We start from the raw sequence: 18,114 nt of genomic DNA, 5'->3' as shown, positions 1-18,114 counted from the left end.
GCGCCTACACCCCTTTGATTGCTTGGAATTTTTCCATATAGGCTTGGGCAACCTCACGAACTTTTTCAAAATCCCCAGTTGCTGCTGGCGCCAACAGATTACCGCCAACACCGACGGCCGTCACACCTGCAGCAAACCACTCGGCCATATTTTCCAAACTGACACCACCCGTTGGCATAATATTTAACTGAGGCAATGGCGCTTTAAATGCCGAAATAACACTCGGTCCATAAACACTTCCCGGAAATAGTTTAATAATATCTGCTCCGCTTTTCAGTGCTTCTTTCATTTCTGTGATGGTCATACAGCCTGGCAAGTAGGGAACTTGATATAAATTGCAAATTTTAGCGGTTTCTTCATCGAAGCTTGGACTCACAATATATTCAGCCCCTGCTACAATAGCTAAACGAGCAGTCGTAGCATCCAAAACTGTGCCCGCACCAATGACTACGTCAGGATTCTCTTGGTATAACGCAACTAATTCCTGAATCACTTCTGTTGCTTGAGGAACAGTAAAGGTTAACTCAATCCCCCGCATACCGCCTGCTACAATGGCTTGACTAGCTTTTAGCGCTTCCTCTTTTGTCTTTCCGCGAACCACAGCAATCACGCCAGCATTTTCTAATTTTTGTAAAATTGATACTCGCTTCAACAGACTCCCTCATTTCTTATTCAGAAATATATATTTATTATAAAGAAATTCACAACTTCATTATACAGATAAAAAAAGAAAATGCAAACGTTTTTACAAAAATAAAAAAAGAAAGCCAAACAAAAATCCCAATCGACTTTTGTTTGGCTTTCTTTTTCTACTATAATTTCGCTTCAATCGCTGCTTTTGTTGCTAAAAGGGCTTGATTAATCGTCGTTTTATTTTCCTCTGTCAAACGATATTTCGGCATGCTTACACTAAAAGCACCCGCAATTTCGCCATCTTTCATTAAAGATACTCCGCTACAGAAAATATCTTGTTCAATTTCTTCATCATCGTAAGCAACCCCCGTTTGTTGCACTTGTTTTAATTCTTTTTTCAAACGCAAGGGATTGGTAATCGTATTTTCGGTATAGGGAATTAATGTCTGCATGTCTAAATATTGTTGCACTTGTTCTTCCGAAAATTCTGCTAAAACGGCTTTACCCATGGCCGAATTATACAAAGGTCGAGTAATTCCCACTTTCGAGGACATGCGAATGGTTTGATTTTTCGGTTCTAATTTATTGATATACAGAATTTCATTATTATTTAAAATCCCTAAATGAATGGTTTCATCGACCGTATTTTGAAGGTTTTCTAAATAAGGTACCGCAATTTCAGCTAAATCGATTTGCTCCACACTTTGATTCGCATAGCGAATCAATTTTGTTCCTAAGCGGTACGTCTTGTTCGTGTCTTTTTGAACATAGCCAATTAATGTTAAGGTTTCTAAAATTTTGATTGCTGTTGATGCCGTCATTTCGGTATTCTTTGCAATTTCCTGTAAGGTTTGATCGGGTTGTAAACTTAGACAGTCCATGATTTTAGCCGCTTTTAACAAGACTGTTCCGTAAGGTTTTGTTTCTTTCATCGAAACCCTCCTTTTCCATATAAGAAATTATATAGAAAAATAAAGAAATTGCAAGAAAAAAAGAACTCGAAGATTCATTCAGTAACGTTTTACTTTCACTTCAGGTCTTTCTCCCAGTCCTATTTCATTCTTATTTTCTTTTCTTTAACTCATCAGAAATATCTGCATCCTTAGGAATTAAAAGATACTCACTGACTTCTGTGGTTTCATTAAATACGACATATAATTTTTGTTCTTCATCGAAATCGCCTAAATCAATCGCTACGTAATTGGGACAAACTTCTGAGATACCATGAAACATTTGACTAAAGATTTTTTTCGTAATGCCCACATTACGATGCTGCTCTTCTGCTTTCTCCACCGCACTTTGTAACGTATATCCTTCATCTAAAAAACGCTTGATCCAATGCACTTTGACGACTGTATGTAACCGATATTTCCGTGGACCGTTTGCGTCTTTCGCAATAGAAGAAATATACCCTTTTTCTTCCCAATAACGAAGTTGACGTGGCGAAACTTCAGCAATTTCACTTAGTTCACTAATTCCTATCAACAAATTTTCTTCATTTAACAAACGCTGAATCATTTTTGACCACATTAGTTTAACTTCCTTTCCCTTATCCTTTCCTTAATTGTAGTTTTTTTTACACCTTTGTCAAGTAAGTTGACAAAGATTCTAATTAGTTGTAAAGTAGTTAATGCAATTTAATTTGAAACTTACAGAAAAAGGAGCGATATATGTGACTTCACAACAACCTGTGGATATTCACGGAAAACCTTATAACCGGTCGTTACTTGTCGGTGTTTTACTAATCGGAACATTTTGTACGATTTTAAACCAAACACTTTTAACGACGGCCTTACCTACATTAATGAAAGAATTTGATATCTCAGCTTCAAGTGTACAGTGGCTAACCACTGGATTCCTACTTGTGAACGGCATTATGATTCCCATCAGTGCTTGGTTGATTAACAAATTCAGTTCAAAAAAATTATACATAACAGCGATGTCAACGTTCTTAATTGGAACCATCATCTGTTTTGTAGCGCAAGACTTCGGCATGTTATTGACTGGACGACTTGTTCAAGCCGCAGGGGTCGGCGTATCTATGCCTCTTTTACAAACAATTATGCTTTCAATTTTCCCGCCTGAAAAACGTGGCGCTGCCATGGGCACAACGGGAATTGTTATCGGATTAGCACCCGCTTTAGGTCCAACATTATCTGGTTGGATTATTGATTCTTATACATGGCGTGACCTTTTTGGGATGGTTATTCCAATTGTCGTTTTAGTCCTAATTTTAGCTTCATTTTTAATGAAAAATGTCATCCAATTATCTAATCCAAGTATCGATGTCTTATCGGTCATTCTTTCTACTCTCGGCTTTGGTAGCTTACTTTACGGCTTCTCAAGCGTTGGTGATAAAGGTTGGGGTAGCCCGCAAGTCTATGGATTCTTAATTGTTGGTGCGATTGTTTTATGTCTTTTTACATATCGACAATTGCATTTAGAACAACCTTTCTTAGAACTACGCGTTTTTAAATCAAAAGTCTTTACTGTTGCAGCCATTTTATCTGGCGTAACCAACATGGCAATGATTGGCGCCGAAATGGTTTTACCTTTGTATATTCAAAATATTCGTGGCGAGTCTGCCTTCCATTCAGGGTTAATGCTTTTACCAGGAGCGTTAGTCATGGGACTTATGATGCCAGTAACTGGTCGCATTTTTGATAAAATTGGTGCCCGTCGTCTTGCGATTACTGGGATGTTTATTTTAACAGCTGCAACGTTACCGTTTGCTTTCTTAACAAAAGCAACACCTATTATTTATATCATTGTCCTATATGCGATTCGGATGTTTGGTATTTCGATGGTCATGATGCCTGTGACAACTTCTGGCATGAATGCTTTACCAATGAATTTATTAAGTCACGGAACTGCTGTAAACAACACCTTCCGACAAGTAGCCAGCTCAATTGGAACAGCTGTTTTGATTAGTGTTTTAACAAATGTTACCAAAGACGGCTTACCTGCATCGGACTTATTAAAAACAGCTCCACTCGCTTATCGCGATCAAGCAACAAACGCAACATTAAACGGCTACCACGCAGCCTTCTTCGTGGCAACAATCTTTGGCGTTCTTGGCTTGGCGATTACTTTCTTCTTAAATAAAAAAGAAGCAATGCCTGTTAAGGAAGTAGGTGCAATGAAATAATGATTATTTTTCTTTTAATCCTTTGCGTGTTAGGCTTTGCCTACACGAATGTATTTGGCCGAAAAGTCTGGCATAAATGCTGTATGGTTATTTTTGGTTTAGGCTTCTTAGCTTCGTTAAGTCTCATCGTTTTAAACGATAAAGATCATTTTGGTATGACCGAAGTTACTCAGGACAAAACGTTTGAACTAAAAAGCAGCAGCGCAAGCAAAGATGGCCCCAACATGTTATTGTACCAGCCGTTGGGCGATGGTTCCGAAAAAGTTTATTTATACAACACACCAGACAAAAAGAAACTACAAAAAACAGGAACGGAAAACGTCACAAACACGGTTCAAAAAGATGCTCAAAAAGCCACATTAGTCCAAAAAACGACGAAATGGTCCTATCAAGAGTCTTGGGCCAAAACACTATTTGGCCTTGCTGACAACGATAACCAATTTGCAAAACAAGAAAACACCTTCAACGTTGCTAGTGACTGGCTAGTTTTAAGTGCTGATCAAGCCAAAAAATTAGGCGAATATATGGAACAACATGCCGCTGATATCAAAAAAGAAGGGACTGAAACAGTTGGCAAAAAAATGATGGCCGCTATGATGGCCAATCCATCAATGTCCCAAGAAGAACAAGGGAAACTCACCGAACAATATACCAAAGAGTTTCAACAAGAATTGATTCAGAAAATTCTTAGTGACATGAAATAAAAAAGCGAGCTTGATAGGATCATCAAACAAGATGTGACTACCAAGCTCTTCTTTTTAATTATAAATCGCTTTAATCGGATCCATCCTCGAGGCACCAATTGCTGGAATAATCCCGAAAAAGATACCTGTGAAGACCGAAACCAATGTTGAAATAGCAAAGATGGACGGCGTAATAATTGGCGTGATCGAAATATACCCACCAACCACAGTTGCCAATAAGTAGCCGCAGCCGACACCAATCAAACCACCAATCAATGTGATAAACGCTGCTTCCATTAAAAATTGGAATAAAATGACTCGTGGTTTAGCACCAATGGCCCGACGAATCCCGATTTCTCGTTTCCGTTCCGTGACAGACACATACATGATGTTCATGACGCCAATTCCCCCGACTAATAGGGAGATTGCAGTAATTGCCATCAGAAACATTGTCATACCCGTGACCATTTCTTCCATTTGTTGTTGGAGTTGTTTGTCTTGGTCATTTTCTTTAAACGTTCCTTTCACTTCAGGATGATTTTCACTTAAAATGGTGATTGCCTGTCCTAAAATTGCTTCCCGGTCCGCTCCCTCACGAACCTTAATATTGATGCCACTAATTGCTTTTGTTTTCGCTAATTTATTGTATGATTCTCGAGAAACAAAACTGCTCATAGCGGTTGCCCAATCATCGTTCATACCCAAACTATCTAAATCTTTTGGCGCTAAAATACCAATCACCTTGTACATATAACCACCAATTGAAACAGCTTTTCCAATGAGTTGGCTAGGATCATCAAGCCGAATTTGCGCTTCAAAGATATCATGATTTAAGACAATCGCATCTGTATTTGCATCGCTCGGTTGAAAATCACGACCATATAAAATATCATTCTGCCCTTTAGTCGACGTAATGGATAAATTCGCTTGCGCCCCAAAATAATCCATTGGTACAAACAAATTGTCTCCGCCCCCCATCATTGATTCACCATATTGAGGATAAATACTTTCAATTCCTTGAATGTCTTGTAATTTTTTCAAGTCCACTCGGCTAAACGTATAATCTGGCTCTTCATAGGACATAAAATTGTCACTGCTACCATCCGACATTGTATAATGAATCTTCAAAACATCCGCGTTCACTGCACTGGATGCCTTCACAACTTGACGCTTCATCCCTTCACCTAGCGCAGAAATCGTTACGACTGATGTAATCCCAATAATAATCCCGACCATCGTTAAAAATACCCGCAACTTATGTGCCTTTAAGCTTAAAAAAGTACTAACAAATAAATTAGCAATCATCTAATCACCTCTTCTTCCAAAAAGCGACCATCTTTCATATGAATCACTCGTGAGGCATATTTTTTCATATCTTCATCATGTGTCACCATGACAATTGTTTTGCCCTGTTCATTCAATTCTTTCAATAATTCCATAATTTCTGTACCCGTTTCACTATCCAATGCCCCAGTCGGTTCATCAGCCATAATCAATAATGGATCATTCACCAAGGAACGAGCAATGGCTACTCTTTGTTGCTGTCCTCCAGAAAGTTCAGTAACTTTTGATTTGGCTTTTGTTTCCAACCCGACAATTTTTAGGTATTTTTCAGCAATCGCTTTTTTCTCAGCGCGGCTTTTTTTCCCTTCATAAACACAGGGCAATTGAACATTTTGACTAACATTTAAGGAATTAATCAAGAAAAATTGTTGAAAAATAAACCCTAGATATTCATTGCGAAAGGCTGATTTTTTATTTTCAGACAATTTTGAAACATCTGTTCCTGAGAAATGATAACTTCCGTCTGTTAAGCGATCCAAGAAACCAATAATGTTCATCAGCGTTGTCTTACCGCTGCCGGACTTCCCCATGATTAAAATGAACTCTCCTTGATGGATGGTCAAGTTCAATTCTTTTAAAACATGTAGTTTTTCCTTACCTACCGGATAGAACTTGTTAATGTCCCGCAATTCAATGAGGGGTTGATTTGTATTGTTTGCTTCCACCATCAAGCCCTCCTATTTCGACGCATCTGTCATTGATTCGTTGGTTGCTGATTCATCAGAAGCAATCGCTGCATCTGATTCAACAATATCACCGACTTTTACTGGTTTTTTTGAAGAAATAACCACTCGGTCGGCTGATTCTAAGCCAGATTCAATCGCCATTTTATCGCCATTTTCTTGCCCGACTTGGACATCACGACGAATGATGGTTCCAAAATCATTTACTAAAACGTAGGCCTGTTCACCCTCTTTTTGAATCGCTTTTTTCGGTAACTCAATCGCCCCTAAATCGCCTAAATCAATGGTTGCTTGCATATGGTAGCCATTTTTGACTTTGTCTAAATTGGCCAACGCAATTTTGACGCTATAACTAGACATCGTCGTGCCGCCCTCTGTATTGCCACTCGCGGCATCGCTGTTGCCTTCAGGAGGATTATCATCGATGTAAGAAATTGAGCCATCCACAACCACATTGTTGGAAACAGAAGTTAGTTTAGCTTTTTGCCCAACACTAATTTTAGTCAAATCCTTTTCATTCACTTTCCCAGCTAAATAAAGATCTTCTGAAGTTAACCGTAAAATCGGTGAATTGGCGTCTTTTACTTCTGGAATTGATACGCGACCTTTGAAATTAGCCTTTGTGGAAATATATTGCTTCGCTCCTAAGTCCGCTAAGGTTTCATTGGTGAAGGTAATCTCTTCATCTACCGCATCGACTTCTGTTTGATATTGTTCATTTAAATCATCCCCAGACATCGTGCGATCTTCTTCTTTAGTTTTATTAAATTTATCAATGGCTCGATTCCACTTATTATAGATATTCGCCCGCTTCGTTTCTAATTTGGCTAAGCTATTTTGTTGTGCCTCAATTTCTTTTGTGACCGCCTCATCTTCGTAAGTAAACAGTTCTGTGCCTGTATCTACGACATCGCCGTTTTTCACCTTAATCTCTGGATCCTTTGTTATTTTTTGATCGCGCGCAAAGGCTTCCATTTGTTCCGGTTGGATAACGCCATTAATATAAATTTGTTGCAAATCGGGAACGTCAAAATAGTCAATTCCCCAGTCATCTTTAGGCGCTTGCTTAATAGCTACTTGTTGTGCATTTTTATTTAACGCATTCACAGTTACGACGCCCCCAACCGCAATTACTGCAACTGCCCCCAATATAATCATCGTTTTCTTCTTCATTTTCTTCGTTTCATCTCCTCGTTCTGTCTAGTTTCCCTAACAAACTAAATTGCTCGGTCATTCACTTATAACTATTTAACCATGCTTGAATTCAAGAAACAAGGGCCTTTCTCTAGGCCTTTAGTCTGATTTATTTCATCTTTGTTCATTTTTTGTTTATTTCACGACAATCAGCAACCATTATTGAGTCTTTGTGTTCCAACATTTAAAAAAAGGTTATTTTTATGTTATTTATAATTAAACTATACGCAATCGAGATTTTTTGCTTCTTTTTTTATTTAAGGTAAACTAGAAGAAACAATTGAAAGTGAGGGCTTACCATGAAAATCGTTATTTTTGGCGGCAGTGGTTTTTTAGGTCAACAAATCGCGAAAATTTTAGTCCAACGCCAACATCAAGTCATCAGTGTTTCACGTCATGGAAAGCCTGCCACGCTCTCCGCATCTTGGAGCCACCAAGTGCAGTGGGTACGCTCCGATGTTACTCGTGACACGAATTGGCAAGAACAGGTCCAACGTGCTGACTGGGTCATTGATACAGTAGGTATTTTATTTGAAAATCCACGAAAAAAGAAAACCTATCAACGCCTAATTCTGACACCAGTGAAAAAAATCAGCTCTTTTTTAGCGCAACAAAAAAAGCCAGCTAAGTTTTTATTTATTTCAGCCAATACTGTTCCTTTCCCTTTGAGAAAATATATGGATGCCAAATTGGCAGCAGAGGAACTAATCCACCAAGAAGTCACTGAAGCAGTGATTTTTTATCCTAGTTTACTCGTAGGTCAAGAACGTACCGGCACCATACTTTTTAGTAAATGTATTTATTTTTTTAAGAAAATCCCCTTTTTAAAGAACTTATTTATTGGCTATGATCCCGTGCCTGTGGCAGAAATGGCACAAGAAATTGTTCACGTTTTAGAAGGCGGCAATTCTATTTACACACACAGAAGGACCCGTTAACAAGTTATCCCCCAATCGTCTCTGTCTAGAGGCGGTTTTTTTGTGTTACAATACAACTGTTCGAAGGAGAGAAGAAGCATGAAAAAAATTGCCATTATTGGCGGCGGCATTATCGGAATGACGTTAGCTAATTATTTAGATCCACAAAAATTTGACATTACCATTTATGATGAAGGGCTCGGCCAAGCGACTAAAGCGAGCGCCGGGATTATTTCCCCTTGGCTATCCAAACGTCGGAATAAGAAATGGTACCAATTAGCACGAGAGGGTGCTGCCCTATTTCCAAAGCTAGTCAAAGATTTTCAGCTGACGGAGGATATTTATCGTCAATCAGGGACTGTCATTTTGCGGCCCACAGCCGCTTTGGCAGACTTAGCCCATTTGGCAGAAGAGCGTAAGCAAACTGCACCTGAAATTGGGGAAATCGAGATGTTGTCAGCGGTTCAAACAGCAAAGTTCTTACCACTACTTAAGGAAACTCCCTCACTTTTTATTTCTGGCGGCGGTCGCCTAGATGGTCCAGCTTATCTGAACCATCTTCAAAAACGCGCCGAAGCCAAAGGGGTCACTTTTTGCTCACAACGGGCGCACTTTCGACAACTGAATCAAGGGTGGAAAATTGTCACAAATTCAGAAAAAAAGAGCGTTGATTTTCTCGCTTTAACACCTGGTCCTCATTTAAAGGAATTACTAGCTACTTTAAATTTATCTGTGGATATTCGTCCCCAAAAAGGACAGTTATTAGTTTTCGAGACCCCTTTTACAAATAGTCAGCAATGGCCTGTTGCTATGTTAGACGGCGAAGCTGATTTAATTCCGTTTAATCAAGGAAAAATTTTATTAGGTGCCACCCATGAAAATGACCAAGCCTGGGATTTGGAAGAGACTGTTAGTGCTTTTCAACAACTAACTTCTGGGACTGCGCCATTTCTAAAAGAAGCAGATCAGCTTTTTAAGCAACCCATGCATTACCGCGTCGGTACACGTGCTTATACATCTGATTTCGCTCCGTTTTTCGGTCCCTTGCCAGAGATGCCCCACCTTGTGGTTGCTAGCGGACTTGGTTCATCGGGACTCACTACCGGCCCGTTCATTGGTTACCAATTAGCTGAATACTTCAATACAAGTGCCTTCAAAGGAGAACTTTATCAAAAACCACTTAGTCAATATGTTAAAAACAACCCCTCACTTTAATCAGTGAGCGGTTGTTTTTGCCTTTAATTAAGAAATGTGAAGTATCTTGGTAGAAGGATTTTGTTATTATGCTACTTGTGGTCGCGCATAGCGTTCTACGTTTTGTTTAATATTTTTAACCGTTTCTGGATCTTCAATGCCCGTTACTTCAGCGATCACTGTATCAACGCTTTCTTGGTCAAGCATTTCCTGTAATTGACGGCTTTGTTCATCTTCTGGATCATGATAATTAAAGACAATACCAATCATTGCTAATAAATGCGGCGACACTAGATTGCGTTCCTGTAATTCACGGATTGGTCGAATAAACCGTTCTTGCGCACCTAATTTTCTGATTGGTGTCCGTGCTACACGTGTAATAGCATCTGAAATATATTTATTTTGGAAACGTTGAATAATTTTTTCAATATAGGCTGCATGTTCTTGTTCATCAAAATTCCATTTAGCCACTAAAAGTTTACCCGTTTCCTGCAAAACTGATTTGAGTTGCGCTACCACTAAGGCGTCCTGCATCGCTTCGTCAATGGTTTGATAGCCTAACAACGCCCCTGTATAGGCAACTGTAGCATGGCCAGTGTTTACACTAAATAATTTCCGTTCAATATACGGCTCTAAATCAGCAACGTAATGAACGCCTTCTAACTGAATCTCTTTGGCTTTTCGGTGGGTATCATCAATGACCCATTCACAAAAAGGCTCAACTTGAACAAAAAGTGGGTCTTCATGTTTTTGTAATGGAACAATCCGATCAACCGCCGCATCAGGAAAACCAATCCATTTTTCAGCATAAGCTGGGTTTTTCAAATATTTGGCCACTTCTTCTGCTAAAAAGGTTGAACCACCAATCATATTTTCACAAGCGATAATATCCAGCGGCTTTTGACAATTTGCTTCGGCACGTGCATCAATTCCTTGAGCAATTAATTCAGCAATTCTTGGTAAAATATTGGGACCAATTGCCGTCGTGACTAAATCGGCTTCCCCAATTGCTTCGACTACTTTTTCTGGTTCTGTCATGTTATTTAAACCGGTCACATTTTCAACGTTAATTTGTTGATGTGAGGCATCGGCCAATTCAATTGTGTAACTTTTACGTTCTTTTAACGCTTGAATGATAGTTTCATTAACATCCACAAACTTAATATGAAACCCGTTTTTAGCTAAAATTTCGCCGATAAAGCCGCGTCCAATATTTCCTGCTCCAAAATGTACTGCGTTCATTCTTATTCTCTCCTTTAAGCAATGGCTAAATTTTCTGTTATTTCTTCTTTACTTAATGCATCAGCAAGTTGCACCACGTTATCCATATCACTACAATAAAGTGCTATTTGTTGGACTAATTGCAAATGTTCTTCACCGACTCCGGCAATCCCAAATAATACGGTAGCAATTTTTTCATCTTCTTCGGTGCCAAAATTAACGCCCTCTGGGACTTGTACTACACAGATTCCTGATTTTTTCACTAATTTTTTGGCTTCTTCTGTTCCATGAGGAATGGCAATAAAATTCCCCATATAAACAGATAGCAATTGGTCTCTTTCAATCATTGCTTCAATATAAGCAGGCTCAACACAGCCTGCCTCGACTAGTTTTTCGCCGCAAAAGCGAATAGCTTCTTCTTTTGTATTAAACTGTTGATTTAATTCAATTGAAATATTCGTAAGATTTTCCATTGTTTTCTTCCTCTCTAGGCACTTTCTTTTAAGAGCGAAACCACTGTTTCATATTTTTGGGGATTAACCATACTTTTTACTGATAAATGTGTCGCTTTCGGTGCTTTTTTACGTGCTTGTTCCGTTAGTTCAGCTTTTGTGACAATTAAAGCCTGTGTTTGTTGAGTTAATTCATTAATATTAATTTTTCGAATCGGCATTGAAATTTTCTCTTTATCTAAAATTTCTTCTAAGACTTTCATTCCCATCGTTGCTGACCCGACACGGTCATCGTGAACCAAAAGAATCTCATTGACATTGGCTAAATCTCCCTCAATTTCAGAAGTAGGTGTTGCTTTAGAGACTGTTGGTTGTGAGTCTTTTTTTTCTTTGGCACCTGATAGTTCAGCCACAATTTCATCATAACGTGGTGAGTTCAAGAAGTTTTCAACTGCTACAAAGGTTGCATTAGGCGCTTTCTGTTTGGCCCGTTCTTGCAATTCCGCTTGTGTGACAATCAATGTATTTCCCTCATCGGTCAAATTATTAATGGCCCGATTCGTCACAGTTTGTACTAAACCAGCCTCTTGGACCTTTTTCCGTAAGATAGACGCACCCATTGCACTAGAGCCCATCCCAGCATCACAAGCAAAAATAATTTGTTGAATTCCTGACAATGAAGCACTACCATTTGCGACAGTTAATCCTTTTGATGCTGCTTTAGCAACTTGGGTTTCTTTCACTTTTTGGGCAAATTCATCACTTTCTTCTTTCGCATCCGCTTTTAAAATGACTGCGGATACTGCAAAGGAAACAGCAGTTGCTGCCAAAACACCTAAAATAACTGGTAAGTAAGAACCCATTGGTGTCATCGCTAAAATAGCTATAATGGAGCCTGGTGAAGCGGGCGCACGTAAACCAGCATCTAACGTTTGGAAAACCAAACTACCTGTCGCACCACCTGCAATAACTGATAGGAATAATAACGGTTTCATCATTACATATGGAAAGTAAATTTCGTGGATACCACCAAGGAAATGAATAATTATTGCTCCCGGTGCTGAAGATTTTGCCGCACCTTTTCCAAAAAACATAAATGCTAATAAGACACCTAACCCAGGACCCGGGTTTGCTTCTAATAGGAAAAGAATTGATTTGCCAGCCGATAAGACTTGTTCTGTCCCTAAGGGTGTTAAGATGCCATGATTAATCGCATTGTTTAAAAAGAGTACTTTTGCTGGTTCAATAAAAATACTCGTTAATGGAATCAAATGAGCATTTAAAATGATTTCCACACCACGTGCCATTGCAGCAGTCAGCGCATCAACAATTGGGCCAATCGCTGAAAAGCCAAGTAAAGCTAACGCAAAACCAATTAATCCAGCTGAAAAATTGTTTACTAACATTTCAAAACCAGCTTTAATTCGATGTTGGAAATACTGATCAAATTTCTTAATTGTCAAGCCACCAAGTGGACCCATAATCATGGCACCTAGCATCATCGGAATATCAGTTCCCACAATCACGCCCATTGTCGCAATTGCGCCAACTACGGCACCGCGATCACCTGCAATTACTTTCCCACCAGTGTAGCCAATTAATAATGGAATTAAATAGGTCAACATTGGGCCAACCATCGTGGCAAAGGCTTTATTTGGCAGATATCCATCTGGGATAAATAGCGCTGTCAAAACGCCCCACGCAATCAATGCCCCGATATTGGGCATCACCATGCTAGATAAGGTACTGCCTAGTCTTTGAACTTTTGCTTTAATTGATACTTTATTCTTTTCTGATACTTGTTCCATTTTTATTCCCCTTCTCTCAAGTAACTTTTCTTGTTGACTAAATTGTATCCGCTTTCTAAAGCTAAAAAAAGTCGTACTTTGGCACAAACCATTGTGCCAAAAGTTGAAAGAAAAAAGCACATGTTCTCTAGTTACGAAAACCAGAAAACACATGCTTATTCCATTTCTAATAATTCCAATAATAAATGAACAACTTTTTATGCTATACTCAAATTGGCGACTTGCCTCGAAAGGAGGTGCATCACATGTACGAGATTGTCACAAAAATTCTTGTGCCGATTTTTGTCGGGATTGTCCTGAAACTTGTAACCATTTGGTTGGAAAAACAGAACGAGGAATAAACAAGTTGCTTCCAGCCGCTGCTGTCTAAACAGCAAAAAAAAGACACCCTACTGCAATAGGGTGTCTTTTTAGTGCATCCATGCACGACTTTGTCACAAGTTACCTTAAATTTATCATAGGGCCTATTTTTTGTCAAGGAATCTTCTTATCTTTTTTGTTTAATCTCTTAAATAAAAAATATTTTATTTTTTAAGATAAAATTATTTCAATAATTTTTGGACATTTCAGAATGAATTGATTTTTTTCCTACCAATTTTTTTCAGACGTAGCTTTAAGCTTGAGCCAGAATTTTTTGCGCTTCATCGATTGTTTGACAATCACTGAGCCGCTGAATGTTTTCGAGATCTGAACAGAAAAAAGCTAATTCTTGAAGCATGCTTAGTTGCCGTTGACTTTTTAAAGCAACAACAAATAACAAGGTGGCTATTTTTCGATCTGCTTCCGTACCAAAGTTGACCCCATCAGGCACTTGAATAAAGCAAATCCCTTCTTTTAAAACTTGTTCATCTTGTCCTTCCGCATGAGGCAATGCCACGAAGTTACCGATATACACGCTGACTTTTTGTTGGCGTTGATACATTGCTTTGACATAGTCAGGCGTGACCAACTGATTTTTTAGCAGTAATTCACCAGAAGCTGCAAGTGCTTCCTCCCAACTAGCATACGATTGATTCAACATTATTTGCTCTGCTGTAATTTCAAACATCTCTCAACACCTAGCCTTTCATTTCTTCAATTAATAATGACGAAAGCAACTGATAAACAATGGCTTCATTTCCTGAATGAAAAATTTCTGTATTTAAGTCATTCATAATAATCGCACCACTGATTTTTCCTAAAATTTTTCCGATTGTTTCATCGATCGGCATCGGCGCTAGCATGAGTAACATACGTTGTAACTGCATCGGCTTTTTATCCATGCCTTCAATCATAAGTGGCTGAGCTAGATTAAAAATACAAAAGACAGGCTGTGTCACTGCTGTACTCGAGGTATGGAATAAGGCCATTTCCGTCTGAGGAATCCCAATAGGCGCTTGCTCGTAACGTTTCATTAATTGCTGACAAACGATTGCACTATCGGTGATTAAATCTGCGGAAAGTTGCGCGAGGGCTTGTTGAACGGTTTCTGCTAAATCCGCTTGATTATTTAAATCTGCTATGAAAAATGTTTCTAATAGTTTACTAATTTCTTCCATGAAAGCGACCACTGTTTCGTAACTTTCCTCGCCACCTGTTTTTTTCACAGGCGCTTTCCTAAGCGAGCGTTTTTCGTGACTAATCCGCTTAAACTCTTCTTTCAATTGGCGGATTTCATCGTCTAAAAGTAATGGTGAAATCAATTTATATTTGCCGTTGTATCCTGGTAATAACGAAGTGGAAATCACTAAGTCATAGTTTTCCTCAACATTCACCTTGCCTAAATCCGCAATCCGAAAAAAATGAATCTGGTTGATAAAAGGAAAGTAGCGCCGTAATCGCATTTCCAACATACTTGTCGAAGCCAAGCCGCTAGGAGAAAAACCAGCAATATCAACTTCCATAATTTTGGGACTCCGTTCTAAAGAATTGGCAAAATGAAGTACCATGTAGGCAATTTCCTCTTCCGATAGATTCTTTTGCGGAAAAATTTGCGGCAACGCTTGGCGTAAAGCCGCAGCTATTTCTTGATATTGATTCATGATCCGTTCTAAAATGGGATTCGTTAAATCTTCTTCTTGTAAAACCGCCCGAGAAAAAACACCTGATAAATGCGTCAACAACATTTTATACAAATTGGTATCTTCGAAAAAATTAACTTCCGTTTCTTGACTTACTGCTTCAATCAGTTGTTTCACTGCATAAGCCAGCTGAGTGTCAAAATGTTCATCAAAAAAATCTTCATCAAAAGAATTAGAAAAATCACTTAATAAGCTAGCAAAAAAAACAATCTCACTGACAGCATATAGTTGTTTCGTTTCAGCAGCGACTTTTGAAAAAAGTCGTTTAGAACAATTGAGAAAGGCCTTATTCATCTGCCCAGTATAGGTCTCATCAGCTAAATAAAAACCTGCAGTGACCCGATCCATCGCAATCGTTAACATTAAGATCAAATGTTGTAATTTGCGATCACTTAATGCTGGAAATAAAGTTTCTACTTCTGGCTGAACAATTTTTTGTGCAAACGCTAAATGTTCTGCATGAATAAACTGAAAGAAAAAATGGTCGTTTGTCGTTAATTCAGTAAAATGAAAAAATTGGTACTCATTAATTTCCATACTTAGAATATTCGCCATTAGAAGACGGCGATATTTTTCAGAACCAGTCACTTCATAACCTTGATTTCGAGAAATCGTCAAAGGAATCCGCGCAATCCGTGTTTCTAATTGTTTAATATCGGCATAAAAAGTCGTATTACTAATACAATACGTTTCCAGAAAATAATGCATAGAGACTGGCTCTTTTGTTTGAAGTAATGTCAATAAAATCGCATGTTGCCGCGCCAAAGTAGAAAGTTCCTGTGTTTCTTCTCCTAAAATAGCAGCCTGAATTTCCGTCATCGCTGCTTCATCTGCTTGAATCGAAAAGCGCCCACGAGCTACTTTTTCTAACGTCGCGCCCATCGTTGCTAGCGAGGTTTCTAAATTTTCTAATTCACGATACACTGTCCGGCGGCTAACCTTTAACAAATTCATCATGCGGTTTACTGAAACGGGGGTGGGACTATTCACTAATTCCGTTAATAGAACGGTTTCTCTTGTCGTTAAAAACATCTATCAACTCCTCCTTCCAGCCATTCTTGATACTCTTTCTTATTCAAAAAACTAGTAACCACATATAAATTTTGTTGCGTTAGATCTAAATGATAGGCTTGCGCCAGTTCACGAGTCACTACGTAGGTTTTCTCCTTGGTAAAAAAGACTGTTTCCAGTGGTTCTTTAGATACTTCAATTGCGACTCCTTGTTTCGCCGCTTGTTGTCGCAATAATTCCATTCCCATTGTTTGCGACCCTCGAACGTTCTCGGCATATAAAAAAACCAGCTTCTGTATTTGTTTTGTCGGGTTCGTTCCAGTAGATTCTGAACCAAGTGAAGATTGCTCTCGAGAAGAAGCAGTCAGTTTGGCTAAAACTTGCGGGTAATAGGATTTAATTTCTAAAAAATTTTGAACACTCACCATATCCTTTTCTGGGACGTACTTTTGTGCTAACTGTTGCAATTCTGCTTGAATGACCACTAATGTCTCAGGCTGCCACTTCATCTGATGAACGGACTGGTAAGTCACAGGCATCTCCAAATTCACAGCTTTTAATTGTCGTCTTAGCAAACTAGCCCCCATGGCACTTGAGCCCATTCCTGCATCACAAACAAATAAAATTTGTTGATAGTTGGGTGTGACTGTTTTCACTTGGTCTTCCTCCTTCTCCTTCATCTTTATCATTGAAACTGGTTCAGTTCCTCGTTGACGTTTTAATAACAAGCTTGCTATTGCAAAAGAGCACAGAAAGCTAACAAAAATTCCACTAAAAACTGCCAGCCTCGCATCAGTTGGGGCATTGGCTAAAATCGCAACCAATGAACCTGGCGAAGCAGGAGCGCTTAGCCCCACATTAAATATTTGAAAAACAAGCGTACCACTCATTCCTCCAGCAATTACTGCTAAAAATAAGCGCGGATCCATCAAAACAAACGGAAAATAAATTTCATGAATGCCCCCAATCAGTTGAATCATGGTGGCACCTCCTGCTGTTTTTCGTTGTCCTACAGGCCCAAACAGCAGAAAAGCAACCAAAACACCCACGCCTGGCCCAGGGTTTGTTTCCAATAGAAATAAAATGGACTGTCCTGTTTGACTAGCGCCTTCTAAACCTAGAGGCGTTAATAAGCCGTGGTTAATCGCATTATTAAAAAATAACACTTTTAAGGGTTCTAAGAAAACGTGAACCAATGGTAAAAGATTGGCTTCAATTAACCAAGAAGAAAATTGATACAGCCAAAAACTAGCGCTTTCAACAGCAGGAGCCACAACTAGAATACCAAAACAGCAAAGCAGTCCTCCCACAATTCCTGCTAAAAAGTTTTTAGTCAGCATCTCATAGCCTTCTTTAACTTTCGGTAAGAGAATTTGTTCAATTTTGGCGAAAGTATATCCTGCTAAAGGTCCAATAAACATAGCACCAAACAACTGTGGAACATCTGTGGAAACAATCACGCCCACTGTCGCAATAGCAGCAACGACGCCGCCACGTTGTTCCTCGAACATTTTTCCGCCTGTAAAACCAATTAAAATCGGTAAAACAACTCGAATCATTATTGTTTCGACTTCAGAAAGAGCTAGCCGTAGATTCCCGGCCGTATAGCCAGCCACCAAAGACAATAAGCTCCACGCAATAAAAATACTCAAATTTGGCATAATCATCCCACTCAAACGATGGCCAAAACTGCGTAAATAGGGAGTTACTTTCACAAACTTATGTTTAAAAAAGAGCGAATGCATTTCTTTTTCCTTCATATCCCT

17 protein-coding genes are annotated in these 18,114 nt (G+C 39.0%); 5 read left to right on the top strand and 12 right to left on the bottom strand.

Translation table 11 applies throughout. The features are described 5' to 3' along the window. Positions 1 to 4: 4 nt before the first annotated feature. The 3 genes from IGI87_RS02015 to IGI87_RS02005 form a co-directional block, all read right to left on the bottom strand. Complete coding sequence (locus IGI87_RS02015; RefSeq protein ID WP_002367887.1) at positions 5 to 652, bottom strand: bifunctional 4-hydroxy-2-oxoglutarate aldolase/2-dehydro-3-deoxy-phosphogluconate aldolase; 648 nt, start codon at positions 650 to 652, stop codon at positions 5 to 7. Positions 653 to 812: 160 nt separating this feature from the next. Beyond that, positions 813 to 1,565 carry an IclR family transcriptional regulator gene (locus IGI87_RS02010; RefSeq protein WP_368552887.1) on the bottom strand — a complete coding sequence of 251 codons (753 nt, stop codon included), beginning with the start codon at positions 1,563 to 1,565 and terminating at the stop codon, positions 813 to 815. A gap of 130 nt (positions 1,566 to 1,695) precedes the next feature. Further along, a complete protein-coding gene (locus IGI87_RS02005) occupies positions 1,696 to 2,163 on the bottom strand; it encodes a MerR family transcriptional regulator (RefSeq protein ID WP_438736124.1) in 468 nt (155 codons plus the stop codon). A gap of 100 nt (positions 2,164 to 2,263) precedes the next feature. On the opposite strand from IGI87_RS02005, the gene IGI87_RS02000 reads away from it, so the two are divergent. Together IGI87_RS02000 and IGI87_RS01995 are read left to right on the top strand one after the other, a co-directional pair. Then, complete coding sequence (locus IGI87_RS02000) at positions 2,264 to 3,781, top strand: MDR family MFS transporter (RefSeq protein ID WP_002389910.1); 1,518 nt, start codon at positions 2,264 to 2,266, stop codon at positions 3,779 to 3,781. Next, positions 3,781 to 4,485: a DUF4811 domain-containing protein gene (locus IGI87_RS01995; RefSeq protein WP_438736123.1), complete on the top strand. Its 705-nt coding sequence runs from the start codon at positions 3,781 to 3,783 to the stop codon at positions 4,483 to 4,485. The genes IGI87_RS02000 and IGI87_RS01995 overlap by 1 nt, the downstream gene beginning before the upstream one ends. Before the next feature lie 54 nt (positions 4,486 to 4,539). Here the strand turns inward: IGI87_RS01995 and IGI87_RS01990 are convergent, their stop codons facing one another. The 3 genes from IGI87_RS01990 to IGI87_RS01980 are packed head-to-tail and all read right to left on the bottom strand — an operon-like array spanning position 4,540 to position 7,664. Continuing rightward, the gene (locus IGI87_RS01990; RefSeq protein ID WP_438736122.1) at positions 4,540 to 5,769 is read right to left on the bottom strand and encodes an ABC transporter permease; all 1,230 of its coding nucleotides are present in this window, start codon (positions 5,767 to 5,769) and stop codon (positions 4,540 to 4,542) included. Continuing rightward, positions 5,766 to 6,476: an ABC transporter ATP-binding protein gene (locus tag IGI87_RS01985; protein ID WP_002383683.1), complete on the bottom strand. Its 711-nt coding sequence runs from the start codon at positions 6,474 to 6,476 to the stop codon at positions 5,766 to 5,768. The genes IGI87_RS01990 and IGI87_RS01985 overlap by 4 nt, the downstream gene beginning before the upstream one ends. Before the next feature lie 9 nt (positions 6,477 to 6,485). After that, the gene (locus tag IGI87_RS01980) at positions 6,486 to 7,664 is read right to left on the bottom strand and encodes an efflux RND transporter periplasmic adaptor subunit (RefSeq protein ID WP_280211229.1); all 1,179 of its coding nucleotides are present in this window, start codon (positions 7,662 to 7,664) and stop codon (positions 6,486 to 6,488) included. Positions 7,665 to 7,984: 320 nt separating this feature from the next. On the opposite strand from IGI87_RS01980, the gene IGI87_RS01975 reads away from it, so the two are divergent. Together IGI87_RS01975 and IGI87_RS01970 are read left to right on the top strand one after the other, a co-directional pair. Then, positions 7,985 to 8,623, top strand: a complete 639-nt coding sequence (locus IGI87_RS01975; protein WP_104853851.1) for an NAD(P)H-binding protein — start codon at positions 7,985 to 7,987, stop codon at positions 8,621 to 8,623. Positions 8,624 to 8,701: 78 nt separating this feature from the next. Further along, positions 8,702 to 9,817 carry an NAD(P)/FAD-dependent oxidoreductase gene (locus tag IGI87_RS01970; RefSeq protein ID WP_438736121.1) on the top strand — a complete coding sequence of 372 codons (1,116 nt, stop codon included), beginning with the start codon at positions 8,702 to 8,704 and terminating at the stop codon, positions 9,815 to 9,817. A gap of 66 nt (positions 9,818 to 9,883) precedes the next feature. Here the strand turns inward: IGI87_RS01970 and IGI87_RS01965 are convergent, their stop codons facing one another. From IGI87_RS01965 to IGI87_RS01955, 3 genes are read right to left on the bottom strand one after another with little or no spacing between them, the layout of a single operon-like run. After that, the gene (locus IGI87_RS01965; RefSeq protein ID WP_438736120.1) at positions 9,884 to 11,038 is read right to left on the bottom strand and encodes a mannitol-1-phosphate 5-dehydrogenase; all 1,155 of its coding nucleotides are present in this window, start codon (positions 11,036 to 11,038) and stop codon (positions 9,884 to 9,886) included. A gap of 14 nt (positions 11,039 to 11,052) precedes the next feature. Continuing rightward, entirely contained in the window at positions 11,053 to 11,490 is a 438-nt protein-coding gene (locus IGI87_RS01960) for a PTS sugar transporter subunit IIA (RefSeq protein WP_002355279.1), read from the bottom strand. A gap of 14 nt (positions 11,491 to 11,504) precedes the next feature. Then, entirely contained in the window at positions 11,505 to 13,277 is a 1,773-nt protein-coding gene (locus tag IGI87_RS01955; RefSeq protein WP_438736119.1) for a PTS mannitol-specific transporter subunit IIBC, read from the bottom strand. 245 nt (positions 13,278 to 13,522) lie between these two features. On the opposite strand from IGI87_RS01955, the gene IGI87_RS01950 reads away from it, so the two are divergent. Continuing rightward, positions 13,523 to 13,618: a type I toxin-antitoxin system Fst family toxin gene (locus IGI87_RS01950; protein WP_015543884.1), complete on the top strand. Its 96-nt coding sequence runs from the start codon at positions 13,523 to 13,525 to the stop codon at positions 13,616 to 13,618. A gap of 272 nt (positions 13,619 to 13,890) precedes the next feature. Here IGI87_RS01950 and IGI87_RS01945 read toward each other — a convergent pair whose 3' ends face one another. From IGI87_RS01945 to IGI87_RS01935, 3 genes are read right to left on the bottom strand one after another with little or no spacing between them, the layout of a single operon-like run. After that, complete coding sequence (locus tag IGI87_RS01945; protein ID WP_002355276.1) at positions 13,891 to 14,325, bottom strand: PTS sugar transporter subunit IIA; 435 nt, start codon at positions 14,323 to 14,325, stop codon at positions 13,891 to 13,893. Between the two features lie 10 nt (positions 14,326 to 14,335). Then, positions 14,336 to 16,369 carry a BglG family transcription antiterminator gene (locus IGI87_RS01940; protein ID WP_438736118.1) on the bottom strand — a complete coding sequence of 678 codons (2,034 nt, stop codon included), beginning with the start codon at positions 16,367 to 16,369 and terminating at the stop codon, positions 14,336 to 14,338. Continuing rightward, a complete protein-coding gene (locus IGI87_RS01935; RefSeq protein WP_438736117.1) occupies positions 16,360 to 18,108 on the bottom strand; it encodes a PTS transporter subunit EIIC in 1,749 nt (582 codons plus the stop codon). Before IGI87_RS01935 ends, IGI87_RS01940 begins: the two co-directional genes overlap by 10 nt. Between the last annotated feature and the right edge of the window lie 6 nt (positions 18,109 to 18,114).

The sequence above is a fragment of the Enterococcus sp. DIV1444a genome, from assembly GCF_051712125.1.
GTDB lineage: Bacteria > Bacillota > Bacilli > Lactobacillales > Enterococcaceae > Enterococcus > Enterococcus faecalis.
This window is presented reverse-complemented; position numbering and strand designations above follow the sequence as displayed.